This window comes from Streptomyces sp. AM6-12 (genome assembly GCF_044327085.1).
Taxonomy (GTDB): domain Bacteria; phylum Actinomycetota; class Actinomycetes; order Streptomycetales; family Streptomycetaceae; genus Streptomyces.
In genome coordinates this window covers 1,333,770-1,360,693 of the sequence record NZ_JBIQWN010000001.1, presented here as the reverse complement: position 1 = coordinate 1,360,693, position 26,924 = coordinate 1,333,770, and the positions used below count along the sequence as shown (strand labels likewise).

The 26,924-nt window shown below is 67.9% G+C and carries 19 protein-coding genes and 4 pseudogenes; 14 read left to right on the top strand and 9 right to left on the bottom strand.

Annotated elements, in window-relative coordinates:
- Positions 1–4: 4 nt before the first annotated feature.
- On the bottom strand, positions 5–1,288 hold the full coding sequence (gene aceA, locus ACE4Q9_RS06145; RefSeq protein ID WP_397983201.1) for an isocitrate lyase: 1,284 nt from the start codon (positions 1,286–1,288) through the stop codon (positions 5–7).
- Positions 1,289–1,660: 372 nt separating this feature from the next.
- Between aceA and ACE4Q9_RS06140 the strand changes: the two genes are divergently transcribed.
- The 3 genes from ACE4Q9_RS06140 to ACE4Q9_RS06130 all read left to right on the top strand — a co-directional run bounded on the left by ACE4Q9_RS06140 (position 1,661) and on the right by ACE4Q9_RS06130 (position 5,623).
- Complete coding sequence (locus ACE4Q9_RS06140) at positions 1,661–3,091, top strand: short-chain fatty acyl-CoA regulator family protein (protein ID WP_397983200.1); 1,431 nt, start codon at positions 1,661–1,663, stop codon at positions 3,089–3,091.
- 925 nt (positions 3,092–4,016) lie between these two features.
- Positions 4,017–4,847 (top strand): SDR family NAD(P)-dependent oxidoreductase, encoded by an 831-nt coding sequence (locus tag ACE4Q9_RS06135; RefSeq protein ID WP_397983199.1) that lies wholly within the window; start codon positions 4,017–4,019, stop codon positions 4,845–4,847.
- A 176-nt stretch (positions 4,848–5,023) separates the two neighbouring features.
- Entirely contained in the window at positions 5,024–5,623 is a 600-nt protein-coding gene (locus ACE4Q9_RS06130; protein ID WP_397983198.1) for a DUF1707 domain-containing protein, read from the top strand.
- A gap of 24 nt (positions 5,624–5,647) precedes the next feature.
- Here the strand turns inward: ACE4Q9_RS06130 and ACE4Q9_RS06125 are convergent, their stop codons facing one another.
- Complete coding sequence (locus ACE4Q9_RS06125; protein WP_397983197.1) at positions 5,648–6,850, bottom strand: IS630 family transposase; 1,203 nt, start codon at positions 6,848–6,850, stop codon at positions 5,648–5,650.
- Between the two features lie 215 nt (positions 6,851–7,065).
- On the opposite strand from ACE4Q9_RS06125, the gene ACE4Q9_RS06120 reads away from it, so the two are divergent.
- Entirely contained in the window at positions 7,066–7,461 is a 396-nt protein-coding gene (locus ACE4Q9_RS06120; protein ID WP_397983196.1) for a DUF3224 domain-containing protein, read from the top strand.
- 193 nt (positions 7,462–7,654) lie between these two features.
- Here ACE4Q9_RS06120 and ACE4Q9_RS06115 read toward each other — a convergent pair.
- Positions 7,655–8,067: pseudogene (locus tag ACE4Q9_RS06115) on the bottom strand (DUF6545 domain-containing protein).
- Between the two features lie 140 nt (positions 8,068–8,207).
- Here ACE4Q9_RS06115 and ACE4Q9_RS06110 point away from each other — a divergent pair.
- Positions 8,208–8,312, top strand: a pseudogene (locus tag ACE4Q9_RS06110) (IS5/IS1182 family transposase); the annotation flags it as partial.
- 48 nt (positions 8,313–8,360) lie between these two features.
- Here the strand turns inward: ACE4Q9_RS06110 and ACE4Q9_RS06105 are convergent.
- Positions 8,361–9,218 (bottom strand): MBL fold metallo-hydrolase, encoded by an 858-nt coding sequence (locus ACE4Q9_RS06105; protein ID WP_397983195.1) that lies wholly within the window; start codon positions 9,216–9,218, stop codon positions 8,361–8,363.
- A 162-nt stretch (positions 9,219–9,380) separates the two neighbouring features.
- Between ACE4Q9_RS06105 and ACE4Q9_RS06100 the strand changes: the two genes are divergently transcribed.
- Positions 9,381–9,728, top strand: a complete 348-nt coding sequence (locus ACE4Q9_RS06100) for a winged helix-turn-helix transcriptional regulator (protein WP_397983194.1) — start codon at positions 9,381–9,383, stop codon at positions 9,726–9,728.
- A 134-nt stretch (positions 9,729–9,862) separates the two neighbouring features.
- Here the strand turns inward: ACE4Q9_RS06100 and ACE4Q9_RS06095 are convergent.
- Positions 9,863–11,049, bottom strand: a pseudogene (locus ACE4Q9_RS06095) (IS701 family transposase).
- 642 nt (positions 11,050–11,691) lie between these two features.
- Here ACE4Q9_RS06095 and ACE4Q9_RS06090 point away from each other — a divergent pair.
- Positions 11,692–11,844, top strand: a pseudogene (locus tag ACE4Q9_RS06090) (ISAzo13 family transposase); the annotation flags it as partial.
- Positions 11,845–12,469: 625 nt separating this feature from the next.
- Here the strand turns inward: ACE4Q9_RS06090 and ACE4Q9_RS06085 are convergent.
- From ACE4Q9_RS06085 to ACE4Q9_RS06075, 3 genes are read right to left on the bottom strand one after another with little or no spacing between them, the layout of a single operon-like run.
- Positions 12,470–13,618 carry an MAB_1171c family putative transporter gene (locus tag ACE4Q9_RS06085; protein WP_397983193.1) on the bottom strand — a complete coding sequence of 383 codons (1,149 nt, stop codon included), beginning with the start codon at positions 13,616–13,618 and terminating at the stop codon, positions 12,470–12,472.
- Positions 13,615–14,139 carry a hypothetical protein gene (locus ACE4Q9_RS06080; RefSeq protein ID WP_397983192.1) on the bottom strand — a complete coding sequence of 175 codons (525 nt, stop codon included), beginning with the start codon at positions 14,137–14,139 and terminating at the stop codon, positions 13,615–13,617. Before ACE4Q9_RS06080 ends, ACE4Q9_RS06085 begins: the two co-directional genes overlap by 4 nt.
- A gap of 35 nt (positions 14,140–14,174) precedes the next feature.
- On the bottom strand, positions 14,175–14,678 hold the full coding sequence (locus ACE4Q9_RS06075) for a hypothetical protein (protein ID WP_397983191.1): 504 nt from the start codon (positions 14,676–14,678) through the stop codon (positions 14,175–14,177).
- 431 nt (positions 14,679–15,109) lie between these two features.
- Here ACE4Q9_RS06075 and ACE4Q9_RS06070 point away from each other — a divergent pair, with 431 nt between their 5' ends.
- Entirely contained in the window at positions 15,110–16,177 is a 1,068-nt protein-coding gene (locus ACE4Q9_RS06070) for a ParB/RepB/Spo0J family partition protein (protein WP_397983190.1), read from the top strand.
- 43 nt (positions 16,178–16,220) lie between these two features.
- Here the strand turns inward: ACE4Q9_RS06070 and ACE4Q9_RS06065 are convergent, their stop codons facing one another.
- Positions 16,221–16,937 carry an IclR family transcriptional regulator gene (locus tag ACE4Q9_RS06065; RefSeq protein ID WP_397983189.1) on the bottom strand — a complete coding sequence of 239 codons (717 nt, stop codon included), beginning with the start codon at positions 16,935–16,937 and terminating at the stop codon, positions 16,221–16,223.
- Positions 16,938–17,230: 293 nt separating this feature from the next.
- Here ACE4Q9_RS06065 and ACE4Q9_RS06060 point away from each other — a divergent pair, with 293 nt between their 5' ends.
- From ACE4Q9_RS06060 to ACE4Q9_RS06035, 6 genes are all read left to right on the top strand, one after another.
- A complete protein-coding gene (locus tag ACE4Q9_RS06060; RefSeq protein WP_397983188.1) occupies positions 17,231–18,271 on the top strand; it encodes a hypothetical protein in 1,041 nt (346 codons plus the stop codon).
- A gap of 64 nt (positions 18,272–18,335) precedes the next feature.
- Entirely contained in the window at positions 18,336–19,169 is an 834-nt protein-coding gene (locus ACE4Q9_RS06055; protein WP_397983187.1) for an ACP S-malonyltransferase, read from the top strand.
- A 30-nt stretch (positions 19,170–19,199) separates the two neighbouring features.
- Positions 19,200–22,847 (top strand): SDR family NAD(P)-dependent oxidoreductase, encoded by a 3,648-nt coding sequence (locus tag ACE4Q9_RS06050; RefSeq protein WP_397983186.1) that lies wholly within the window; start codon positions 19,200–19,202, stop codon positions 22,845–22,847.
- Between the two features lie 75 nt (positions 22,848–22,922).
- A complete protein-coding gene (locus ACE4Q9_RS06045; protein ID WP_397983185.1) occupies positions 22,923–24,299 on the top strand; it encodes an MATE family efflux transporter in 1,377 nt (458 codons plus the stop codon).
- A gap of 18 nt (positions 24,300–24,317) precedes the next feature.
- Positions 24,318–25,898, top strand: coding sequence for an acyl-CoA carboxylase subunit beta (locus ACE4Q9_RS06040; RefSeq protein ID WP_397983184.1), 1,581 nt, complete (start codon positions 24,318–24,320; stop codon positions 25,896–25,898).
- 285 nt (positions 25,899–26,183) lie between these two features.
- Complete coding sequence (locus ACE4Q9_RS06035; protein ID WP_397983183.1) at positions 26,184–26,918, top strand: TSUP family transporter; 735 nt, start codon at positions 26,184–26,186, stop codon at positions 26,916–26,918.
- Positions 26,919–26,924 lie beyond the last annotated feature (6 nt).

Here is a 26,924-nt window from a genome sequence, read left to right as displayed (position 1 = left end):
CGGCCTAGTGGAACTGCTCTTCTTCCGTGGAGCCGGCCAGGGCGGTGGTGGAGGAGGCCGGGTTGACGGCGGTGGAGACCAGGTCGAAGTAGCCGGTGCCGACCTCCCTCTGGTGCTTGACGGCGGTGAAGCCGTGCGCCTGCGCCGCGAACTCGCGCTCCTGCAGGTCGACATAGGCGGTCATGCCGTGCTCGGCGTAGCCGCGGGCCAGGTCGAACATGCCGTGGTTGAGCGAGTGGAAGCCGGCCAGGGTGATGAACTGGAAGCGGTAGCCCATCGCGCCCAGTTCGCGCTGGAACTTGGCGATCTGGTCGTCGTCGAGCGCCGCCTTCCAGTTGAAGGACGGCGAGCAGTTGTAGGCGAGCATCTTGTCCGGGTACTGGGCGTGCAGGGCCTCGGCGAACTCGCGGGCCTGCGCAAGGTCGGGGGTGCCGGTCTCGACCCAGATGAGGTCGGCGTACGGGGCGTAGGCGAGCCCACGGGCGATGACCGGGGCCATGCCGTTGCGGACCCGGTAGAAGCCCTCGGCGGTGCGCTCGCCGGTGACGAACTCGGCGTCGCGCTCGTCGACGTCGGTGGTCAGCAGGTTGGCGGCGAGGGCGTCGGTGCGGGCGATGATGACGCTCGGCACGTCGGCGATGTCGGCGGCGAGGCGGGCCGCGTTCAGGGTGCGGATGTGCTGCGAGGTCGGCACCAGGACCTTGCCGCCGAGGTGGCCGCACTTCTTCTCCGAGGCCAGCTGGTCCTCGTAATGGATACCCGCCGCGCCCGCCGCGATCATCGCCTTGGTCAGCTCGAAGGCGTTCAGCGGGCCGCCGAACCCGGCCTCGGCGTCCGCGACGATCGGCGCCAGCCAGTCCGTGGTGTCCCCGGCGTTCTCGGCGGTCGCGATCTGGTCGGCGCGCAGCAGCGCGTTGTTGATCCGACGCACCACCTGTGGAACGGAGTTGGCGGGGTAGAGGCTCTGGTCGGGGTAGGTGTGGTCGGCCTGGTTGGCGTCGGCGGCGACCTGCCAGCCGGACAGGTAGATGGCCTGCAGGCCCGCCTTGACCTGCTGCACGGCCTGGCCGCCGGTGAGGGCACCGAGCGCGTGGATGTAGTCCTGCTCGTGCAGCTGCCGCCACAGCCGTTCGGCGCCGCGCCGGGCCAGGGTGTGCTCCTCGCGGACGCTGCCGGCAAGCCGGATCACGTCCTCCGCGCTGTAGGTGCGCTCGATGCCCTGCCACCGCGGGTCGGTGGCCCAGCGCTGTGCGAGTTCCTCGGCCGCCTGCGTCCTCGCTTCTGCCATGACTGTCACCGTCTCCTCGATCTGTGGCGTCTGCCAAGCCCTGCTTGAGCCAGGGGTGGCACTGTGTGTCGTCTCGCTGTGGTGCGGCCCGCCATAACCTCAATGGGCGAAGCTGAGCAATGCCGCCGGCGCGCAGCGCCGTCAGAGCCGGGATCTCCGACGTCAGGGCAGTGAATCGTGCCCGGAATCTGACGATGCCTGCCGGTTCCGGCGGGCCGCACTGAAACTCTGGCACTGGCACTGAGTGCCATCAATATTGGACGTCTGCCAACTTCTGCGAATCTTCTCCTCACGTTTTGCCAATCTTGCGAAGGCCGGAGCAGGTCCCTGTGGGCCTACACTCGCGATCATCCGGACCCGGAGGAGCACACGATGAGCAAGACCTACGCGGGAGCGCGCCTGCGGCGGCTGCGCGAAGAGCGCCGCATGAGCCAGGCGGAACTCGCCCGGGTCCTGGGCATCTCCCCGAGCTACCTCAATCAGATGGAGCACGACTCCCGTCCGCTCACCGTGCCCGTGCTGCTCAGGCTGACCGAGACCTTTGGCGTCGACCCGGGCTTCTTCTCCGAGCGCGACACGACCCGCCTCGTGGCCGACCTGCGCGAAGCGCTGACGCGGGAGATCGCCGCCGCCCAGATCTCCGCCACCGAACTGGCCGAACTCGCCTCGCGCCTGCCCGCGGTCGCCCAGGTACTCCTCGACTTGGGCCGGCGCAACCAACTCCTGGCCGAGGGCCTCACCGGAGCCGCCGACGGTCGCGACACGGCAGGAGCCACGCCCCGCTCACCCCACGAAGAGATCCGGGACTTCTTCTACCGCCGCCAGAACTACCTTCACGCCACCGACCTCGCGGCCGAGCGCCTGGCCGAGGAGATCGGGATCCGGCCCGGCGAGGTCGTACAGGCCCTGACGGATCGCCTGACCGGGACCCACGGCGTCCGCTTCTCAGCCGGCACGGGCGACCACCTGCACCGCTACGACGAGACAACCCGCACCCTGCGCCTGTCCACTCGCATGCGCCCCGGCCAGCGCGCCTTCCGTATGGCCACCCAGCTCGCCCTGCTCGAATACGGCGACGAACTCGACCACCAGGCCGCCGAGGACTTCGAGCCCGGCTCGCCCGCCCACCGTCTGGCCCGCATCGGCATCGCGAACTACTTCGCGGCGGCCGTGATCCTGCCGTACCGCGCCTTCCACGCGGCCGCCGAAGAAGTCCGGTACGACATCGAACGGCTCACCGACCGCTACGGCCTCGGCTACGAGACCGTCTGCCACCGCCTGAGCACCCTCCAGCGCCCCCGGCTGCGGGGTGTGCCCTTCTCCTTCGTCCGCGTCGACCGAGCGGGCAACATGTCCAAGCGCCAGTCGGCGACCGGCTTCCACTTCTCCCGGGCCGGCGGCACCTGCCCGCTGTGGAACGTCTATGAGGCGTTCGCCGCCCCCGGCCGCATCCATGTGCAGATCGCGGAAATGCCTGACGGACAACGCTACTTGTGGACCGCGCGAGCCATCACCCGGCACCGCGGCGGCTGGGGCGAACCCGGCAAGACCTTCGCCATCGGCCTCGGCTGCGAGATCCGCCACGCCCACCGCCTCGTCTACTCCGACGGCCTCGACGTCAGCAATGCCTCCGCCGCCACCCCGATCGGCATGGGCTGCCGGGTCTGCGAACGCCTGGAATGCCCGCAGCGCGCCGCACCGCCCCTCGGTCATTCGCTCCGGATCGACCAGAACAGCAGCACGTTCGTGCCGTACCCCGTGTCCGACGCCACCAATGTGCCGCAGGAAACCGAGGACCGATGACGCTCGTTTGACGCTCCGTGCATCTACATATCCGCTCGAAGCGGCCTCAGACCCCGATCGAACTGCGATTACGGCAGGTTCGTGTTCCTGCCACATGTTTCCGATGACGCACCACGTGGAGTGCGTCGCCATCCTTGAACCGGCAGCTAAGGGCGCCTGACCTGCGGTTTTGTCCGTGCGCATTATGTGCGGTGTGGGCGTTACGGGCGATATCTTGACGCTGAAATGACGCTCGTGACGCTCATTTGACGCTCGTTCTGATGGGGTGTCAGGCTCCATGTGGGCAGGTCAGACCGTGGCAATTCGGCGAGCACCGTTGGGGCCACAGGGGGCTCGACGCTGAGCGCATACCTGGTGAGTCCTGCTGGTCAGATATCGGGGAAGAGACCAGCGAGCGCTGTGACCTGCGGTGATGAGTGGTCGCGGGGCGCTGACCTGCGCGGATGCCCTTTCGGCTGTTTCACGCTCGTGCTCGTTGATGCAGCCGGAAGTCCCAGAAAAGTCCCAGGGAATTCCCACTGCCCTTGGCCACTCTTTCGGCTCTATGCAGGGCGCGCGGGTGCGGTGTGGGCCGGTGTACGCGGTGCCTTGCGGAACAGCTTGCGCTGCTGTAGAGCGAGCGCCGTCCCGAGGCCCCAGCACGATTCCAGCACGGCAGAGGTGAACAGGGCTGCGGCGGGGAAGGGTCTGGCGGTTGTTCTATACCGTCTGACGGGGCCCATGGGCGTGGGCCCCGACCCGTCCTGTCCCCGGCGGCGGGCGACACGCCGATCACGCGGTGGATCGAGGCTGAGCGGCCTCAGTAGTCGGCCGTGGCCGGATCTGTCCAGCAGCCACCGTGGCGCCCGGTGAGTGGGCGATAGGTTTCTCGACGACGGACGCCCGCATCTGGCGGGTCTGATCGCAAGGATGGAGCGGAAGTGCAGTGACGGACAAGCGCGTTGTCATCGTGACTGGCGGAGGTACGGGCATAGGAGAGGCCACCGCTCGGCTGATGTGCGGCCAAGGCCACCACGTGGTCGTCTCCGGTCGGCGGGCCGAGCCCTTGCAACGCGTCGAACGAGAGGCCGGGGCACTGGCCTATCCGTCTGACATCGGTGACCCGGATGCGGCCGGCGGTCTCGTCCGGGCAACCCTGGCCGCTTACGGACGTCTCGACGGGCTGGTGCTTAACGCGGGCATTGGGCGCGGCGGGAGTGTTGGAGACCTGTCGCTGGAGGAATGGGACGAGGTGATGCGCACCAATCTCACCGGTCCGCTGCTGCTTCTGCGTGCGGCCATCCCACACTTGCTGGAAACCAGGGGGTCGGTAGTCGCAGTCGCTTCTGTGTCGGCACTGCGGAACGGAACGAGCAACGCCCCGTATGCCACGTCCAAGGCAGCTCTGCTCCAGCTATGCCGGTCCGTCGCCGTCGACTACGGGCGTCGAGGGCTTCGCGCCAACACCGTGTGCCCGAGCTGGGTGCGCAGTGAGATGGCCGACAGACGCATGGCCCGCTTTGCTGAAGAAACAGGTCTGCCAGGTGGTGTCGAGGCCGCCTACGATGAGGCGACCATGCCGGTGCCAATGGGCCGGCCGGGCGAGCCGCATGAGATCGCGGAGGCGATCAGCTGGCTGCTGTCTCCGGCAGCCTCGTACGTCAACGGCGCTGTGCTCACCGTCGATGGTGGGGCGACCGCCCTCGACCCCGGAACGCTCGCGTTCGACTTTCATGTCGCGCCACGCCGGGACGGGCGCTCCGACGACGTTCGCTGAGGAGCCCGCGGTACGGAAGCGCGTCGGCCATGGAGGGCCACATCCGAGCGATTCCCAGCAGCATCGCCGGGCTGTCGTGAACCACGCTAAGTGGTCGGCTCCGGAAGTCCTTCGGGGGTTGACGCCGTAGCCGATGATGTGCGTTGGTGATTCGCCCGTGCGGTTACAGTCTCACTATGACGGGTGGGGAGCAGGGGCAGGAGCTGGCGGCGTCGCAGGGCGCGGTGGAGCCTCGGGCAGGAGATGCCGACCGGGAGTCGGTGGCCGAGAGGCTGCGAGTTGCCGCGGGGGATGGCCGTATCGACCTTGCCGATTTGGAGGAGCGACTCGATCGGGCCTACAGCGCGAAGACGTACGCCGAACTCGACGTCCTGGTGGCCGACCTGCCGCAGGAGCGGCCTTCCGGTTTGCCTGCCGGCACTGATGCGGAAACGCTTGTTCTCAAGACCCGTCTGGGCAATATCAAGCAGGGCGGCCGGTGGACAGTTCCCCGGAGAATCGTCGCCGAGTGCAAGATGCTGAGCATCGTGATCGACTTCACCGAGGCTGCCTGTGCGCACCGTGATGTCACCGTTGAGGCGAGGTGCGGCACGGGCGGCATCCAGTTGATCGTCCCGCAGGGCTGGGCGGTCCAGATCGATGCGTCGAGCACCAATACCGCTCACATCAGCAACAAGGCCACCGCACCGGCGGACCCGGCCTGCCCGAGGCTCACAGTCGTCGGTCATCCGCGAGCTGGCCACATCAAGATCAAACAACTCCGCCGGAGGCGATAACCCGCGCTCGCGCGCACCAGGTTCTTAGTGGTCAACGCTCGAAGTCCTTCGGGGGTTGATCATGCGGTGAGACGGGCGGAGGATTCTTCCTGCCGATCGAGTGTGTGTCGGTCGAGCCTGGCCAGCAGATCGTCCAGGTCGGAGGTGGTGAACCTCCACTGGAACGGCTGTGCTGTGGCGTTGTAGCGGTCTTCGAAAGCTCGGAGCCGGTCCCGGACCTCGCTGAGGTCCGTGAAGTCGTTGGGCGAGACGACCTTGCGCTGGACGATAGAGAAGAAGATCTCGATCTGGTTCGTCCAGGAGGCGTGCACGGGGGGTGTGGACCATGACAGCGTTCGGAAACGCCCTGGTCAAGCGATCTATGGCCTTCTTCCCTCGGTGGGATGAGCCGTTGTCGACGATCCAGAAGACGCGTCTGGCACTGGCGTAGGGCTCGGTGGTCATGACTTGGGTGGCCAGGTTCATGAAGGGCCTGATGCCGGTCTTGGGTTCGCAGCGGCCAAAGACACGGGCGTGATGGACGTCGTAGGCGGCCAGGTAGGCCAACGCGCCGCCGCGGTCGTATTCGTGGTTGACGCGCATCGCCCGGGCCTGTCCAGGTGCCAGGGTCGGGTGGCAGCGGCAGCGCGCCTGGATGGAAGTCTTCTCGTCCGCGGAGATCACGTACTCGTCCTCGCCCAGCGGGACGCCGTCGAAGGTGCGGGCGTACAGGTCCAGCACGCGCGCGGCCTTGGGTCGGAAGGCGGGGTCGCGCACGAAGATCCAGGACCGGTACTGCCAGGGCTTGAGCGCGTCCTGCTTGAGCCAGCGCCGCACCGTGGAAGCGGAGATCGACCCGGCGATGGACCGGGCGACCACCTCCCGAGCCAGCTCCGGACACGACCAGTGCGACAGCGGCACGCCGGTCTCGGCGGGTAACTGACAGGCCAGCGCCTTGGCCTCGGCAACCTGCAGCGCGGTGAACGAGACCGGCCGGCCAGACCGCTTGCGGTCAGCCAGGGCGGGCATGCCTCCAGCGGCGAAGCGGCCCCGCCAGGTGCGCACCGTGTCCACGTGCAGCCGGGTCTGCGCGGCTATCCGGGCGTTGGGGCGCCCTCGGGCCGCCAGTAGCACGATGGTTGCCCGCTGCCGGGCCTGATGCGAAGTCTTGTGACCGTAGGCCATCTTCTTCAGCCGGTGGCGCTCGGAGGCGGTCAGCACGACGGGCACGGCGGAGGCGAGGGGCATGGGAGGAAAGCAGCCGATCCTTCGAGGACAACGGAGTACGGGCCGACACCAGGCCACACCCGTCCCTGCATCCCGCGACGTCATGACGTCGACGCCCTGCCGGCCCGCTGCCGCAAGTACTGAGCCGGGCTTTCGACGGTCATCGTGCAGGGATTGTCAGTGCTGTGTGCAAGGCTGCTGCGCGATACAGACGATCAAGATTCGAGGGGTGCGGAATGAGCACGAAGGCCAGCGGAACGTTCGACCTCACATCATTCGAACCGGAGGTGCTCGACGAAGGCCCGGGCGCCGCGCTTGGCCGTGTGCGGATCACCAAGACCTTCCAGGGCGGCTTGGCTGGCACCAGCACCGTGCACATGCTGTCGGTGGCCGACATCGAGGGCAGTCCCGCCGCCTATGTCGCCGTGGAGCGATTCACGGGCGAACTCAACGGCCGCAAGGGCTCCTTCGTCCTCCAGCACAGCGCGCCCGGTAGCCATGGTGAGCAGATCGCGATCCGCGTGGTCCAGGGAACAGGTTCCGGTGACCTCGCGGGGATCACGGGTGCCTTCGAGATCACCCAGTCCGAAGACGGCAGCCACTCCTACGTTTTGGAGTACACACTGGGCTGACACATGCCCGCCTCGCCGTCTGGACCATCAGGGTGTCGTTGACATACTCGTCAACGACACCCCTGACTGGGCGATCAGCGACTGGGCCCGGCGAGCAGCAGCGGCGGCGCTATACGGCGGCCCGACCCTGGTGGCAGCCTCGCTCTACAACCAAACAACCTGGACCAGTCTCGCAACAAACCCTGTTCTCGGGTCAACCCCCGAAGGACTTCGAGCGTCGACCACTAAGCAGTGGGCAAGGGGCGGACGGTGACGCACCACTGATTTTGGCGCGCCGGGCCTGGCCCAGTGCGCCGGCGAGTGCGGCTGCTGCAAGCCGGTCGCCACGCACACCTGCCTGCTGGGCGTGCTGGTGCGCCTTCTGGTACTCGTCGGGCCGGAGGTACGCCTGCAAGCCCAGGAGCGCGTCATACGTCTCGATGGTCTGCCTGTGCGCCTGCAGAGTCGGCGGCGAATGCGGTCGCAGTACTTCATGCAGGTGCGTCCGCCGCGGGCGAGGGCGACCTGGGGCACCGCCGTCACTAGATCGTGCCACAGCGGACACAACTGCCAGACGGTCCAGAGCGCGGACGTCGAGCGCAGGAGGGTCCTTACGGCGGGAACCATGAGCGAGGCCGCCGCAACAGGCCGTGGATGCCCGTGAGCACGGAAAGTTAGGGCAGCACGGGGGTGTGTTGGCGCAGAGTTCCCCGAGGTAGCAGCACCAGAAGACGATAGCGAGGGAGCCGTGGATCGTTTGCGGCCGCATGGGGTGGGGCGATCTCAGGGACACAGAATGGGCGCGTCTGGAGCCGTATCTCCCGAAGAACACCGGGCGGGGCGGCAGATGGAAGTGTCACCACGGCACGGTGGCCCTCGCCGCGATCCGTCTGTGGCTCCGTTGACGGTCTGCCGGGGGATCACGCGCCTGTGAGCGTGGTGAAACGGGCGAGTTCCCAGGGATCGTGCGCGCTGAAGATGGTGACCTGGTCTCCGTGGTCGTGGCGCAGGGCATGTAGCCGGTCGTGGGTAGCGAGGCGGGCCTGGATGTCGGTCTGGGCTCCGTCTTGGATCGGGGCGAAGGCGGGGTGGGACAGCGGTGGGGTCTGCTCGATCTCGCCGTGGTACATGTACGCGTCGCCCGCGTGCAGGAGCCACCTTTCGGCATCGTCGCGCACGGCGACGCCCGCGTGGCCCGCGGAGTGGCCTGGCAGCGGCACCAGCAGCAGTTCGCAGGCCAGCCCCTGCGGACGCGCCACGCCCGGGAAGCCGAACCACTGCGCGCCCTCGTCCGTGACGGCGGGTCTCAGCAGTGGGCCGTGCGCCCGGTGCACCGGCATGAAGCGGTCGCGGCTGTGCTGGTGGTGCGAGTCTGTCGGGTCGGTGACGGCCCGGTACTCGGCAGGGTGCACGTGCACCCGGGCGTGGGGGAAGTCCGGCAGCCCTCCGGTGTGGTCGCGGTGCAGATGAGTGAGCACGATGTGCCGCACGTCCCGCGGTGCGTAGCCGAGGCGGATGATCTGCCGCAGCGCACTCTCCGCGAGGTCCCGCGCGGGCTGGGCGTAGGCCACCCAGTCCGCGCCCAGCGTCCCTTCGGGGTCGCGTCGGTCAGCAGTACCAAGGCCGGTGTCGACCAGAACCAGCCCGTCCGAGTCCGTCTCGATGAGCAGGCAGTGGCACACGGTGGCCAGTTGGCCGCTCGCGGCGCCTATGAGGCGTTCCGCGCCGAGCGGGGGAATCGTCCGGAGAGAACCGCAGTTCAGGTGATGGATACGCATGAGGACCCCCGAGAGAAGCGGGCGGGCTGTTCACACCGGACGTTAGGAAGGGCTGTCGTGACTCACCAAACGGTTGGACACGCACGGCCGGTTGACCGCGGCCCGCTGGCGGACTGTCCCGACAGCGACCTTGTTCCACCAGACCATCAGCCGCACTGCCCTGTGGACATCACCCTCGCCACGCTGGCCGGCCGATGGACGCCCCTGGTACTCCGCGAGTTCCTGCGCCGTGGCCAGGCCACGTACTCGGAACTGTCCGCCGCCCTGCCCACCCTCTCGGACAAGGTCCCCTCCGACCGGCTGGCCCAGTTGACCAGCGCGGGCGTGATCGAGCGCCACCGCACCCCCGGTTGGCCCCCACGAGTCCGCTACACCCTCACCGCGCAGGGCCGGGCACTGGAGCCCGTGGTGCGCAGTATGTGGGAGTGGGGCACCGCTCGACGGCAGAACCCCGTGGCCAATCGCCAGAGCCATCAGACACGCTCTAGTACTGCAACGTGCTTGTCGTGACGGGTGGCCAGGTCAGGGGCTGTGTCCGCGGTGTTTGTAGTGGCTGGTGCGGGCCTGGTGTTGTCGTCGTCGGCGCCAGGTCCAGTGCAGGATGTGCTCCGCGGGTGTGGGTCGGCGGTCGGTGAGTCGGGTGATCAGCCGTCGTATCTCGGCGAGGCTGAGGTGGATGAGCTGGGAGGATCCGTTTCTGCTTTGTCCGCATCCAGCTCGCGGGCTCGCAGGACGGTCAGGCAGGCGTGGGCGGCCATGGCGAGGGTCATGTGGCGGTGCCAGCCGGGATAGCGGCGGACCTGGTAGTCGTCCAGGCCGCACTCCCTGCTTCGCGCTCTGGAAGCATTCCTCAATGGCCCACCGGCTGCCCGCGATGCGGATCAGGTCATCCAGGGTGGTGCCGGCGGGGCAGTAGGCGATGTAGTAGGAGATCTCCTGCGGGCGGGCGACGCTGCGGCGGGCGATCACCCAGTGCCGGCGGTCGGACCGGTGCCACGGTCTGACTTCGACGCGTGCCCAGTCGTAGATCCGCAGGCCGTGCGCCCCGCTGCCGCAGGAACGGCGCTTCCACTTCTGCCGGGGAAGCCCGTTGAACAGGTCGTGGACGGGATGGTCGATCGCCCAGCGGGTGACCACGGTGTCGTGGCGGGTGGTGGCCATGACGTGGAAGACGTCCGCCCTCTCCAGCTCGGACCGCCACCCCTTGGAGAACCCGTAGGCGGCGTCCGCCGTCACCCACCGAAACGGGATCTTGTCAGCGATCGCCCGGCGGACCATCGCCTTGGCCATGGCCACCTTGGTCTCGAAGGCGACGTCGTCGTCGATGCCGTGCCCGCCGGCACCTGTCGCGGTCGTCGGTCCACGAGGTGGGCAGGTACAGACGCCGGTCGATCAGTGTCCGGCCGCGGTCGGTTGCATAGGCGAGGAAGACGCCGACCTGGCAGTTTTCCGTCCGCCCGGCGGTGCCGGAGTACTGCCGCTGCACCCCGGCCGACCGTGTCCCCTTCTTCAGAAACCCTGTGTCGTCCACGACCAGGACGGCGTCTGGGGCGCCGAGGTTGTCGACCACGTACTGGCGCACGTCGTCGAACACCTCATCGGCGTCCCACTCGATCCGGTTCAGCATCCGCTGGATACGGTCCGGGCCCGCATGGCCGGCCTCCTCCGCCAGCGTCCAGCCGTTCTTGCGCTGCAGCGGAGCGATCAGCCCGCGCATATAGGCCAGAGCCGACTCACGCGGCTCCGACCTGCTGAAACGATGCACGAACCTCTCGTGCACCGCATCCAGTTCACGCGCCCACAACCTGACGTCAGCAAGGTCCCCACCCATAACCACAACAACGACGCAGCTGGCCACCCGTCACGGCAAAGACCGTTGCAGTACTAGCCACAATCCGCAGGCTCCGGGCGTTGCTATGTGATCGGGCAGCTCCTTGAGGATGAGCGGGCGCCCCCTGAGTTCCTCCACCCGCTCGCGGACCGCGTCGAGGGTGAGTGATCGGCGGACACCGAGGTCACGCAAGATCCCCTTGCAGCGGCGTTGTAACTCGCTGTACTGATCCGTTCCCTTCACCTGACGTTCCCCTTGTTTGCGCTGACTGCGGGCGCCACGGCTCCCTCAGCAGTCCTCGTCGGTAGAAGTGGTGAGGCCCTCTGCCGCGCCAGATTCGCTGAACATCTCGTTCTAGCAGGGCGTCGAGTCCTGCCTCCGACAGCCCGTCAGCGCGGAAGGCCAGCTTGCGAACCTTGCTGTTTCCCAAGGCCACGGCAAACTCCATCTGGCGTCTGACTCGTTCGGAGACCTCCTCATCGGTGAAGTAGTCCGGTGTGACTCCGAAATGCTCTGCCAGCACCTCACATGTCACGTTGTGCTTCCGGCCCGTCGCGAGTTCCCAGAGGTAAGTGGCCGAAAAGGTGTATCCCGTGCTCTCGTGTATCTCCGCGGTGATTTTGCTGTAAGGAGGCCGGTTCCGCGGCGACCACAACCCGTACTGGCCTGACCGTCCGCTCCGAACTCGACACCGCCGCCTACGCCATCGGCGTCCGCATCAGCGACAGGCAGATGGCCGCCCTGCCCCTGGACCGCCACGACTGGCACGGCGACTGGAACTACAGCGTCCGTCCGAACCGTATGCCCAGATCAGTGATGCTCCGGACCCGTTCGACCAGCCCAGCCCCGACCTCGCGTGGCTGTGTCACTCGGGCCTGACCGCAATGTCGGCCGAGGAGTGGGACACGTTGGTCACCACGCTCACCGCCCTCCACGAGAACCAACGAGAAGCGCACCTGGACAAGCGGCGCGGCCACCGGCCCCGCCTGGCAGCCTCCGGCATCGGACGGTGCCACGTCCTCACCCTGGCCGACCGGCTCCTTGCCGCCCTCCTCCACTACCGGCACGGGCTCCCTCAGGTCGCCGTCGCCCGCCTCTTCACAGTCACCCCGGAGACCTCAACCGGCGCATCCGCGACATCCGCCAACTCCTCGACGCTGCCGGACACATCATCCGCCCCGCCAAGACCCGCCTCAGCACCATCGATGACCTCCACGCCTTCACGAACGCGGCAGGGACCACCCGCCCATCAGAGATCAAGACAGCGAGTTATTGATCGGCAAGCCCTCAAGGGGGCGGCGTTGTTTCTGAGCCGTGTGAGCGTTTCCGGGTTGCGGGCAAGTGCGGAGGGGGCGATCGAGTGTGAGCTGCCGGGACGCTTCAGCGTTCTGATCGGGGCGGACGGCGCGGGCATAGCAGGTCACTGTCGACGGGCGCCTCCATGTGGGGAGGCCGAGCGGTAGGCCCTGGCCATCCGCAGCAGGAAGGCCGTCTCGCCCGCGAGATCCCTGCTGCCGGACGAGCCGAGATTCACCCTTTGCCGGGTGGGGATGGAGCCTTGGAGTTTTGCGTTCAGGGCGCCCTGGACGAGATGGGCCAGTTCGTCGGCGCTTAGGTCCGCGGACGAGCCCCGCCTCGGTGACGGGCCGGGTGACGAGGGTGCCGCCGAGATGTAATCGGTGAGAGCCAGAATCGCGTCCCTCGTCTCGATGACCCTGCGATAGGAGAGCACGCTGTACGGGACCTGCGGCCACAGCACGTCCCATATGCGGGGCCGCGGTTTGGCCAGGGCCACATGCGGAACGGCGGTGACCAGATCGTTCCACATCGGCCACAGGCGCCAGGCAACGGCGATGCTCGACAGCACCCGCCGGAGCACAGCGAAGGTCGGCACCATGATGGCCAGGGCACGCAGCACACCGTGCAGATCCATGAGCAGTGCGAGCCAGGGCAGCGGCCATCGTCCGCCGGTGGTGACCCTGACGAGATACCCCAGCCAGTAGACGCTCACCAGTCCCGTGCCCAGGCCGAACAGACGCAGGCTCGTGGCCAGGGATAGGTTTCCGGAGGGCGTGCCATAGCGCAGGCACAACAGGACGCAGAGGGAGTTGGCGACCAGATGCGTGCTGATGAGAAGCAGCCAGTAGAACCGCGAGGGCGCGGGTGACCCGGTGGCGGAGACGCCGATGCGCAGGTGTGGCCAGGCCGCGAGGTCCAGTGAGAGCAGGACGGTCAGGACGGAACCAACCGCGAGGGCGAGGGCAGTCCTGAGCCGGCCTATGTCGGCGGTGGCCTGGGCAACGAAGTACAGCACTGCTCCCGCGGACAGCACACCCAGAACGTTCCGGATCACGGCGACCACGTTCGCCTCACTGTGGCGAGTGGCCGCGCCGATGAGGGAGGGCAGATTGAGCGTCATCGCCGCGGCTGCGGTGGCCACGGCTAGCCAAACGGCACGCTGCGGCGCCGAGCGCAGACCGGCCGGGCCGCGCAGCAGTACGGCGATCCACACCAGCAACACGCTGGGCAGTTCGAGCCGGGCGCCGAGTGCCGCGACGCCGTGGGTCACGGTGTGTCGTGCGGCCGGTCGACCCCCATGGCCACTTCCAGTCGGCCGAGGATGCCGTCCGGTTGCTGACGGTATGGGTTGTGGATACGGCTGCCGAGGAGGCTGGCGAACAGTTCCGCTTCTTGCTCTTCGCGCGTGGCGTAGTTCGTACGGTGCCGGAGCCGTTGCACCGCGCGGATGCCGAGATCAGGCAAGAGCGCCCCCCAGCCGCCCTCATCGTCCAGAGCCGTCGTGCGGTGGTTGAACAGCAGGTGCCCGATCTCGTGGAGGATGATGTGTTCCTGGTGGAGTGGCGCGGTGCGGTGTTCGTAGAAGATGTGGTCCTCGGTATCGGTGGCGAGCCACAGTCCGCACATACCGTGGGTAGCTGCCTCGGGCGGCAGCGTATGAAGACGCAGCGGTCTCGCGCGCCGGGCGGCGAGATGTTGGCACAGGGCCTCGACGGACAGGGCGTGGGGGAGGTCGAGCCGGTCGATGACCGCTTGACAGCGTCGACGCAGCTTGAGGGATCCGTTCGACATAGCGTCCGCGTGGGGGGCCTTTCTTGGTGGGGGGATCACGGCCTGTGGTCTTCGTGGCGGTCCGGCTGCTCGCCGGCGTCGTGCACCTTCTTTCCGACCCGGTCCAGGTTCTCCACGCGGCGGGCTTCGTTGACGATGGTGAGGAGGGCGTCCAGGCTCGCGGGGGACAGTCCCTCGGCGCGCAGCGCGAGGTGGCGCACCTTGGCGTCGCGCAGCGCGGTGGCGAGCGCCAGCTGCGCAGTGACCCGGCGCGTGACCTCGTCGTTGACGAAGTACTCCAGCGGGACCCCGAAGAACTCGGCCAGGACACCCAGTTGTTCCAGCGTGACGTTGCGCTTGCGGCCGGTCACGAGCTCCCACAGATAGGTAGCCGAGATCGTGCCGCCCGTGCTCTCCCGGATCATCCGGGAGAGCCGGGCGTAGCCGGGTCGCTTTTGCTCGTCGGGATACAGCGCGGCGATCAGTTCGCCGAGCCGGTGGCCCAGGTCGTGCAGCAGAGGCCGCCCCGTCTCACCGGGAGCTGACTCACCACTGTCCATAGGTCGCCTTTCGGACTGCGAAGCCGTGGCCGTGCGGGTGGCTCCGGAGCCTGCAGTCGTGTCCGCTGGAGTGGACGAAGCCCACGCACCTTCAGTGTGTCCGGTCTTGCGCCGTGGCGTGAGCGTATTCCGGTCAACATCAGCACGGTTGAGGTCGGAATCGTTTCGTTCGGGAGCGACAGAGGTTCGAGTCATGCGGAGTGCCGGTGGGACGCGATGACCTGGGCAGTAGACGTCGGTGGCGGCTTTCGGAACGCGGATCCGCACATCTTGGGAAGCGGTGTACCGCAGTGGCCGGAGCAGTGCCGTCCGCTGTGGCGGACACGTTGACGCTGCACCGTCCGCTGTCTAGCGTCATGGTGTGTCTCGGACACGGTGTGTCACAGACCCTTCCCAACCCCTTCACCACAGTGGAAGGAAGAGTTGTGTCGGTGGGCTTAGCGCGACGGGCGGACTGCCCGGACGAGGCGGCGGACCAGACGGCGGAGCGAACAACGGATCGGGCGCCGGACCAAGCGGCGGATCGGCGGCGGACGCACCCGGACGGGCAGTCCGGGCCTGCCAACCTGCCGCTCGACGAACTGCGGCTCGTGGACTCGCCGCGCACCGGCGGCCTGGACACAGCCCATGTGCACAAGCTCGCCCGCATCGCCACCCCGCTGCCGCCCATCCTGGTTCACCGGCCCACGCTCCACGTCATCGACGGCGTGCACCGGGTGCACGCGGCCCGGCTGCGCGGCGACGACCGGATCGACGTCCGCTACTTCGAGGGCACCGACGAGGACGCCTTCGTCGAATCGGTACGGCTGAACACCTCGCGCGGCCTGCCGCTGACCCGAGCGGACCGTACGGCCGCCGTCGTGCGGATACTGGGCACCCACCCCCAGTGGTCGGACCGGCTGGTCGCCTCGGTGACCGGGGTGACCGCGGGCACCGTCGCGGCGGTGCGTCGGCGTTCAACTGTCCAGGACGAACAGTTGAACGCGCGCAGGGGACGGGACGGCAGAGTACGGCCGGTGGACCCGGCCGAGGGCCGCAGACGCGCCGGACTGCTGCTGGCCGAGCGGCCGGACGCCACGCTGCGGCAGATCGCGGTCGACGCCGGCATCGCCCTGGCCACGGCCCGCGACGTCAAGGCGCGCATGCGGCGCGGCGAGGACCCCGTGCCCCGCAGGTTCCGCGGACCCGACACGACCGCCGACACTGATGCGCCCACCCTGCCCGCGCCGCGCGCGGCGGCGCAGCCCGCAGCGGGGATCGGCGACCCGGGCATGGCGCTGCTCGTGACACAGCTGCGGAAGGATCCCTCGCTGCGGCTGACGGAGGCGGGCCGGGCGTTGCTGCAGATGATGAGCGTCCCGTTGCTGCTGCAGGGCGACAGGGCGCAACAGTTCGTGGAGGCTGTGCCCGGGCATCGCACCGCCTCGGTCGTCCAGCTGGCGCGCGGCTGTGCCCAGCGGTGGCTGGAATTCGCGGAGGAACTGGAGCGTCGTACCTGAGAGTGAGGCCGAATTCAGCTTCCTGGAAATGGACTTGGGCCGGCTAGAAGTGATCGGCGCCCAGATCCAGCGAGATGGCGCGGGCGCAGCTCCTGACCGCGGAGACCAGATGCTCACGCACGGCCGCGTACTCGCGCACCCGCGCCGTGAGCGCGGACACGCTCACGGCGGCCACGGTCGCCCGGTGCCGGTCGTGGACGGGCGCGGCGATGCAAACCATGCCGTCGCGCACCCGGTCCGGCGCGCTGGCCCAGCCGCGCTCCCGGGTGCCCTGCAGCAGCTCCGGCGCGAGGGCCGCGGCACCACTCACCCCGGGGCGATGGGCCGCCAGCACCGTGCCGAGCGCGGTTCCCACGACCGGCACCACCTGTCCCGTCTCCTGGACCTGCCGGGTGCTGTCGCGCCGGAAGACGTGATGGACGATCAGCACGCCAGCGGGGTGCGGCATCCCCACGCGCACCGCCTCTCCCGTCGCCCTGGCCAGGTCGTCGGCCCAGGCCAGGGCCCGCGCGCGTAACTCGTGGGTGCGCAGCCAGGTGCCGCCGAGGCGCACCAGCTCGGGGCCCAGCCCGTAGGCGCCGGACTCCGTGTCCCGCTCGACCAGACCCTCCTGCTGGAGCGTGCGCAGGATGCCGTGGACGGTGCCTTTCGGCAGCCCCAGGGCGGAGGCGGTCTCGGACAGGCCGTAACGGCCCTCCCCGGTGGCGAACAGCCGCAGAACCGCGGCGGCACGGGACAGGGACTGGATGGGACCAGGCATGCTGTGGCCTCCTCGGGGGTCCGGCCGGCACCGACGGTACCGCGGGCGTGAGTGTGCCATGCATCGAACGCGCTGAGGAGACCATTCAACGGCTCTCCCACACCGGGCCGGGCAAAGAATCGCCAACAAAAACGCCCGCCCGGTGACATCCTCTTCACGGGAAAACAAACACGGGTGATTGCGGGTTGAAATCACTTGCTCGGCCGCTTCCGGTACATGCAGGATGCGGGAAGTGACCATTCGTATTCCATCGCCGGACGGAGTATTGGACCCCCATGCCGCATCCGACGGGTATGCAGACCATCAAGAGCCTGCACGGGATCGTCAGTCAGGATCCAGCCGTACATCTCAATTGCCGCGTGCATCAGACGCTGGCGCTGGTGGCCGCGCAAACGCCCACGGCCGACCTACTGTATTACCGGTCTCTGTACGATTCGCACCGGATCTTCGAGCACTGCTACCTACGGAAGGAGTTGCGCTGGTCGTATCCCTATCCCTATACTGAAGAGGACAGTCTGAACAGGCTGGGATTCACCAGGGAAAGCCGAGATCGCGTCGATCTCGATGAATTCCTGGAGCTGGTCTCGGAGGGAATCTCCCGGGATGAAGCGGTCTCTTTCTTCGCGCCCCGGGTGGAATTCGAATACCAGGGGGACTACCTGGACCGCATGGGACTTCCCCGGTCGGATTTCCTCCCGCACTCTTTCCTCGCCTGCGGCGTGGACCGACCGGTCACCGAATTGCTCATCAGGGACGACGCCACCGACAACCACGAGTTCACCGACTTCGTCGTGCCGTGGCGCACCGTGCGGGCCGGCTGGGAAGCCGCCCCCGAGCAGTGGTTCACCGACGTGCTGGTGCTGCACAGGACCGAGGACGCCCCGGCCGCGGACGGCTCCTTCGCAGACGCGTACGGCGCGCACGTCCTCGGTCTGACGGACGAGTTCGAGATGTACGACCTCCTGCACGACCGGCTCGCCGGCGAACGCGACGGCTGGCCCGTGTATGCCGCCCCCGGCCTCAACTGCCTGTCCATGCTGGCGGGAGCGCGCCTGCAATTCTGCCGCTTCCTGCGGCACACCCGGCACTCCGACCGGGTCAAGGAGACGTACCGGCGCAACATGAAGTCCCTGTGCGCCGTACTCGACGAGGCGACGCTCAACCACGTCGCCCGGGACCCCGCCGCGGACGACCGGATCAAGCGCGGCCTGTACGCCCTCAAGCGGCGCGAGACGAGCGCGCTCCAACTGCTCCGGCAGGAGATCGAGAAGTTCCACGACGCCGGCGTCGAAGCGGTGCGCTTCCCCGAGCCGGCCATGCACGTCCCCCGATGACTGGCCGACCGGGCTCGAGAACGCCCTCGGCCTGGCGGCAGAGCGTACCGAAAGAGGAGATCACGTGCGCGCAAGGATATTTCCCGGACAGGGAGCCCAGCGACGCGGCATGGGTGGGGACGTCTTCGAGCGATTCCCCGAACTCACGGCCCGCGCGGGCGAGATGTTGGGCTGCTCCGTGGCCGAACTGTGCCGCGAGGATCCGGAGGGAAAGCTGCGGCAGACGCGTTACGCGCAGCCCGCCATCTACTTCGTCAACGCCCTTCTTCATCTGGCGGACAACGGCGAGCCCGAAGGATTCGACTATTTCGCCGGACACAGCCTCGGCGAGTACAACGCGCTGGTCGCGGCCGGCATGCTGGAGATTGTCGACGGACTGGAACTCGTCCGCCGACGTGCCGAGGCGATGGCCGAGATCACCGGTGGCGCCATGATGGCCGTGCTCGGCCTGACCCCGCAAGAGATCGAGTCCCTGCTGCTCGCGGAGGGCGTGGCGGCCGTGTACCTCGCCAACTGGAACTCCGACCGCCAACTCGTGGTCGCGGGAGACCGCGCCGGAGTGCGTGCGTTCGGTAAGGCCGCCGTGCGCGCCGGCGCGACCAAAGTCACCCCGCTCAACGTCAGCGGCCCCTTCCACACCCCGCTCATGAACCCCGCCCGGCTGCGCTTCGACAAGGCGCTCGCGGGTTGCGACTTCAAGCCGGGTGACGTACCGGTCGTGTCGTCCACCACCGGCGAGATCGTCGACCACACCGGTGTCCGTGAACTGCTGAGCGCGCAGATCAGCAAGCCGGTGCAGTGGGTCAGGACGGTCCGGGCTCTGCGGGAACTCGGTGTGACGCGGTTCAGCGAAGTCAACGGCACCACCCTGACCAAACTCGACGCCCAGATCGGCTGACTTCCGCACACCCGCGGACAAGGAGCAGGAATGACACGCGATATCGCTATCATCGGTATGTCGGTCGAGCTTCCCCAGGTGAAGAACACCGACGAGTTCTGGGACCTGGTCGTCGCTGGCCGCAGCGTGAGCAAACCCTTCCCGGAAGCCCGGCGCAAGGACATCATCGACTATGTGCGGTACGCGCGTAGCGCCGCCGTGAAGCCGCCAGTCGACACCTCCATCGAATTCCACGACGGTTACTTCCTCGATGACATCGCGGAATTCGACTACGCATTCTTCGGAATGACACCCCGGCAGGGCGCGATGGCCGATCCGGTCCAACGGATGCTCATGAAGAACGCGTATCTCTCCCTGGAGGACGCGGGCTACACCGGCCCCCGCATCAAGGACCGCAACACGGGCGTCTTCGTCGGCTACAACGTCAACCCGGGGCAGACTTACGGCGACTTCCTGACCCGGGCCGACCCGTCCCTGACCCCCCTCAGTCTTACCGGGAACATGGGCACGATGCTGGCCAATCGGATCTCGTACCAGCTGGACCTGCACGGGCCGAGCATGGTCATCAACTCGGCCTGCTCGGCCACTCTGGTCGCCCTGCACCAGGCCAAGAACGCTCTGCTGGCGGGCGACTGCGACTTGGCCGTCGTCGCCGGTGCCCGCATCATCCTCGCCCCCCTCAAGAGTGCCGACCGCAACCTCGGCATCGAGTCCTCCGACGGTCTCACCCGGCCGTTCGACGAGCGCGCCGACGGCACCGGCTTCGGCGAGGGATCCGGCGCGATCGTGCTCAGCCGGCTCGACTCGGCCCTCGAACGCGGCGACCAGATCTACGCCACGATCAAGGGCAGCGCCGTGAACCACGACGGCCACTCGGAGATGATCACCGCGCCCGACGAGGCGTCACAGACCCAACTGCTGCTCGACGCCTGGGCCGACGCCGGCATCGACCCTCGCACCGTGGGCTACGTGGAGGTGCACGGTACGGCGACGCGCATCGGTGACCCCATCGAATTCGAGGGACTGCGGCGGGCGTTCGGCCACTACACCGACGAGAAGCAGTTCTGCGCCGTCGGTACGGCCAAGGCCAACGTGGGGCACCTCTTCGAGGGCTCCGGGGTGATCGGAGTGATCAAGGCTGCGCTGAGCGTGCAGCACAAGACGGTGCCGCCCATGGCCAACTTCGAGAAGCCCAACCCGAAGATCGACTTTGCCGACGGACCGATCTACATACCCACCGCCGCCGAACCGTGGGACCCGGCCGAAGGGAAACGGCACTGCGGCGTCAGCGCGTTCGGTATCGGCGGGACCAACTGTCACGTCGTCCTCGGCGCGGCCCCGGCGGCGCCCGTGGCGAGCGCGCCGCAGACCACGGCCGGCCCGCAGATCTTCACGCTCAGCGCGCAGAGCGAACGGTCGCTGCGGCTGCTCGTCGAGGCATACGCTCGCCATCTCGCCGGGCCTGCTGCCGAGAGACTGAGCCTGCGGGACGTCTGCCACACCGTGCGCGCCTCCCGATCGGCCCACCGTCATCGCCTCGCCCTGCCGGTGTCCGGCATCGCGGAACTGCGCACCGCGCTCACCGCGTTGGCCGAGGGCCGCGGTGACGAACTGCCCGCGGTGTACTCGAACCTGGACGACTGGTCGGGTCCGGCGCAGGCCGACGACTCGCCGCTCGCCCGCTACGTCCGCGGCGAGGACATCGACTGGAGCGTCCATGAGGGCGCCGCGACTGGCCGAATCATCAAGCTCCCGTCCTACGCCTTCGACGAGAGCCGTTGCTGGTCGCCGTTCCCCGACACCTGGGCGGAACGCAACCCGGTCGGCCCGGTCGCCGCTGCGCAGGACAACCCCGTCACGCACGACATCGTCTTCCGTGAGGAGCCCCTCGCAGCCGACTGGACCGGTGGAGTGCGGGCGTTGGCCCTCGTCGACCCGGAGACCGACGCCGAGGCCGTGCTGGGCACGACCCCGTCCGGGGAACTGCACGTCCTGCGGCTCGTGGCAGACGACGCCGACGTGGCCTCGGGCACCTTCTCCCTCACGGAGGAGAGCCTCCAGGACCTCGCCGCCCACGTCCTCGAAGGCCGATACACCCACATCATCCACGCCCTCGCCCTGGAGGACACCGAGGCACCCGACATCCAGACCCTGGACCGCCGGGTCACCAAGAACCTCTACAGCCTGTTCCTGCTGAGCAAGGCCCTGATGAACGCTGGCGTGCGGGGACGGATCGTGGCCCTCACCCGCAATGCCTGCGCGCTGGTGGACGGTGCGGCCGTCGGCGCCCCGGAGAACTCCGCGCTGGCTGGCCTCGCCAAAGTGATCGGGCGCGAGTTCCCCTACCTCAAGACCCGCGTCCAGGACCTGGACGAGCACGTCACGCCCGACCTGCTGTGGCGGGAGATCGTCCGGCCGGAACCGGGCCTGCATCTCCTGCGGGACGGGCGCTCCTACCACGAGGTCTTCGAGGAACTCCCCGAACTCGGGACCGGAACGGAGGAGGATTACCTCCAGGCGGGCGGCACCTACCTCGTCACCGGCGGCACCGGCGGCATCGGACTGGCCGTCAGCGAGATGTTCGCGAGCCTCCAGCCCGACATCGACCTCGTACTGGTGAGCAGGTCGGGTGCCCCGGACCGGGCGGACTGGGAGCAGCTGATCGCCAAGGACCCCGACAGCAAGGCCGCCCGGACGGCCCGTACGATCACCGAGATCGAGGGCATGGGCGCGCGCGTCCACGTCTACGCGGCCGACGCCGGCGACCCGGACGCCCTGCGGGCAGTAGTCGAGGACGTACAGCGCAGGTTCGGCCGGATCGACGGCATTGTCCACGCGGCCGGCATCCCGGGACGGAACCTGATCTCGCTGCGTGATCCGAAAGACTTCGCCGATGTGGTCCGGCCGAAGATCCACGGCGCGTACGTCCTCAACAGCGCTACCGCGGACGTGAGTCCCGACTTCATCGTGCACTTCTCGTCGGTCGCCGTCGTCTTCCCGTCCTCCGGGCAGGGTGACTACGCCGCCGGCAACTACTATCTGGACACCTTGGCCCGTATGGGCAGGAGCGACGACTGCCACGTCGTCGCAGTCGACTGGGTCGCCTGGCGAGAAATCGGCATGGCCGTGGACTACGGGAGTAAGCTGGACACGACCTTCAAGGCCGTGTACACGAATACCGGCTTGGGCATCGTCGACAAGATGCTGCGGTCCCGTCGGCGCCGTGCGTTCGCCGGGGAGGTGAACTACGACGGCAACCTCGTGCACATCTTCAAGTCGTTCGACATGTCGCTCGGCGACACCGTGAACACGAAGATGAAGCAGGCCGAGAGCGATCTGAGGGACCGTCTGCGCATCGCGTCGGAACAGAAGCGCAAGCAGATCGACGCGGTGTCCGTGGAACTGACCGGGCGCGAGGACGGCGTGTACCGTGACGCGGAGATCACCGTCGCACGCTGCTTCGCCGACGCCCTCGGCTATCCGACGCTCGATGTCGAGGCCGACTTCTTCAACATCGGCGGTGACTCCCTCATGGCGACCACCGTCGCGTCCAACATCGCCACGTGCCTGCAGGTCGAGTTCGACGCCGCCGACCTGCTGATGGAGCGCACGGTCTGCGCCGTGGCGGACGCGGTGGAACTGATGAGGGACGAAGTCGCGGAGGAAAGCCCCGTGTAGTCGGGGCACCGAACCGGCCGGACGGGGCTCGGAAGAGCCCGGTCCGGCCCATGGACACGCACGTGGTGGGGTCACATGACCGAAGACGTACTGAAACGCCGGCAGCAGAGCGAAGGCGAGCCCAGATCCGAGCTGAGATCGCTCCTGGGATTCAGCCTCCCGATGTCGGTCGCCAACTATGTACAGCAGTCCTATCTGCTGGCCGACAGCATCATCGTCGGCCGCTACGTCGGCGTCGACGGGCTGGCCGCCGTGGGTGCCGCTCAGCCGATCTTCTACCTGGTCAACGCCGTTTTCCTCGGCTTGGTGAGCGGTTTCGCCATACGGTTCGCACGCATGAGGGGCTCCGGCCGGGCCGAGCGCCAGCAGGAGGCGGTCGTCGGCCTGGCGGCATTCGCTGTGGTCTGGGCCGCGCTCTGCATCACGTTGGTCTTCAGTGCCACGGGTCTTTTCCTGCACGTGATGGGGATCCACGGTGCCGTGGCCCAGGGCAGTACGACGTATCTGCGGACCCTGTCCCTCGGGTTCGTGGGCGTGTTCGGCATCGGCGCGCTGGGCGGGTTCCTGCGAGGGCTGGGCGACTCACGCACGGTCATGTACATCATGGTCTTCAGCAGTCTCCTCAACATCGCGCTCGCCTGGAGCTTCGTGGCCCTGCTGGGACTGGGAGTGCGCGGCGCCGCCCTGGGTACGGTGACGGCCAGTTCCGTCGCCTTCCTCGCGGGCCTCGTGCTCGTGGCCCGCAGGCACGGGATCCACCGCTACCGCAGTACCCTTCCCGAACTGGCCCGGCAGGCCGGCTCGTCCCTGCGGCTGGGCTTCCCTGTCGGCATCCAGCACATCATGCTCTCGCTCGGCACCATGGTCCTCACCTCGCTGATCGCGCCTTTCGGAACCGCCGCCATCGCAGCATTCAGCATCGCCTCCCGGCTGGAGACTCTGGCCGGCCGCTTCTATCTGGACCTGTCCGGAGCGGTCACGGTGTTCGTCGCCCAGTACACCGGCGCCGGGGAGGCCGAGCGGGCCCGCCGGGCACTCCTCGACGCGCTGCGTCTGTGCTGGTGGGTGACCCTCGCCGAGTGCGCGGTGGTGATTCTCGTACGGCACGACATCGCCGCCGCCTTCACCAGCGACCAGTCGGTCCACGCGATCGTCGGGAGGTACATCCTCATGACGTACCCGTTCTTCCTCCTGTACTCGGCGATGGCGGTCGTCCACGGATTTCTCAACGGCATCGGCCGGACGGTCTTCCCGCTGGTGTGCACGATGCTGTCGTTTCTTGTCGTCCGCATACCCACCGCCTCCCTGCTGAAGGGACCACTGGACCTGGACGGCATCATCTGGGCGGTTCCGATCGGCTGGTTCGTCGGCCTGGCCTACACCGCGTTCGCCGTGCGCCGGTACATCCAGGACGCTCGGCGGTTCATACCCGTCCAGACCAACTCCGTCTGAGTAGGGAGTCGTCCGCACATGACAACCGACACCGGTACCGAGGCCGACGCTTCCGCCTCGGCCCGCGTCGCGGAACTGCACCGCATCAAGCGACAGGCCCTGCTGGGGCCCGGTGATGCCGCCACGCGGTCGCAGCACGCCAAGGGGAAGCTCACCGCACGAGAGCGGTTGGCGTTGTTGCTGGACGACGGGTCGTTCCAGGAGATCGAGCCCCTGCGCAGGCACCGGGCGAGTGGATTCGGCCTGGAGGAACGCAAGCCGTACACCGATGGGGTCATCACCGGCTGGGGCGCGATCGACGGCCGTACCGTGTTCGTCTACGCCCAGGACTTCCGGATCTTCGGCGGCGCGTTGGGTGAGGCCCACGCGACGAAGATCCACAAAGTCATGGACATGGCCATCGCGGCCGGCGCCCCTCTGATCTCGCTCAATGACGGGGCCGGCGCGCGCATCCAGGAAGGCGTGACCGCACTGGCGGGCTACGGCGGGATCTTCACCCGCAACACGAGGGCCAGCGGTGTCATACCGCAGATCAGTGTGATGGTCGGCCCCTGTGCCGGGGGAGCGGCCTACAGCCCGGCGTTGACGGATTTCGTGTTCATGGTCCGCGGCTCCTCACAGATGTTCATCACCGGACCGGACGTCGTCCAGGCCGTGACCGGCGAGAAGATCGCGCAGGACGAACTGGGCGGAGCTGACGTGCACATGCGCACGTCGGGTGTGTGCCACTTCGCCTACGACGACGAGACCACCTGCCTGGAGGAGGTCCGCTACCTGCTCTCCCTGCTCCCGGACAACAACAGGACGCTTCCGCCGGTACATGCGACGCGAGATCCGGCGGAACGCCGATGCGAGTCCCTGGTCCACATCGTACCCGCGGACATCAGCCGCTCCTACGACATGCACGGGGTCATCGAAGAGATCACGGACGACGGCGAGTACATGGAGGTCCAGGAATGCTGGGCACCGAACATCGTCGTCGCGCTGGCCCGCATGGACGGGCACACGGTTGGGATCGTCGCCAGCCAACCCCAGTCCCTGGCTGGTGCCCTCGACATCAACGCGGCCGAAAAGGCAGCCCGTTTCGTGCAGATGTGCGACGCTTTCAATATTCCCCTGGTCACCCTGCTCGACGTGCCGGGCTTCCTGCCGGGTGTGCGCCAGGAGCACGGCGGCATCATCCGGCACGGGGCCAAACTGCTCTACGCGTACTGCAACGCCACCGTGCCGCGCATCCAGCTCATCTTGCGCAAGGCGTACGGCGGTGCCTACATCGTCATGGACTCGCGTTCCGTGGGCTCTGATCTCTCCTACGGGTGGCCGACCAACGAAATCGCGGTGATGGGTGCCGAAGGGGCGGCGAACGTGGTCTTTCGCCGTCAGATCCAGGACGCGGACGACCCCGCCGCCATGCGCCGACGCAAGGTCAAGGAATACCAGGCAGAGCTCATGCATCCCTACTACGCGGCCGAACGCGGACTGATCGACGACGTCATCGACCCGGCTGAAAGCCGGTGGGTTCTCGTCCGGGCGCTTCGCATGCTGCGCGGTAAGCACGCCGACCTCCCCCTGCGCAAGCACGGCAATCCTCCACAGTGAGGAAGCGCTCGGGGATGGGGGAGGCCAGGGCAGCGATGGCAGCGGCCCGGGTGGCGTGCTCCCACATCGGGCGCCCGCCGCGTGGCAGCAGCGACGAGTGCTGGTTTCCGACTGCGGCCGGCGAGTCCCGGACCCCCCGAATACCTGCATGACGTTCGCGTATCAGGAGCTTGTAAGTAAGGATTATTCGATGCGTTGAAATTCCTGCTTACCGGACTGTTGCATTCGCGGTCGACCTACGGAGAGGATGACGGAGATCATTACGGGTGACGGCAGGAGTCTGCTGTGGCGAGCGCAGGAGCGGCCGAGCTACTACTGGGCGGCATCGTCGTGCTGGGCGCATTGGTGCAGTGGCTCACTGGTATGGGATTCGCACTTATCGCGGTGCCCGCACTCGTTCTGGTACTCGGTCCGGGCCGGGGGGTGGTGCTCGCGAATTGCGCGGCCGGAGCCATCAGTGTGGTCGGACTTGCCGCGGGATGGCGACGGGTTCGGATCGGAGCCATGGGCCCCCTGGTCGTCGCTGCGGCGTGTACGGTGCCCGCGGGCTCATGGGTGGCCGCTCGGCTTCCCGAACCCGTACTGCTGGCCTGCGTCGGAATTCTGGTGACGGCGGCCGTGGGTTTCGTGATCGCGGGCACACGCCTGCCGGCGATGACCGGAACAAGGGGAGCCGTCACCGCAGGTGCGGTGGGCGGGTTCATGAATTCGGCCGCCGGCGTCGGCGGGCCACCCTATTCGCTGTACGCGGTGAATGCCGGTTGGTCGGTCCGCGAATTCGTGCCGAATGCGCAGTTTTACGGAATCATGGTGAACGCCTTCTCGGTGGCCGCCAACGGGCTGCCACGGCTGAGCGGGTCGGCCTGGTCGGTGGCCCTGGCCGCCCTGGTGGCGGGCGCCCTCCTCGGCAGGGCGCTCGCACCGAGAGTTCCGGAGCGCTGGGTACGTCGGCTCATCCTGACTCTGGCCCTGACCGGTGGCCTCTCCGTACTGGCAAAAGGGCTGGAGGGGATGCTGTGACGCCGG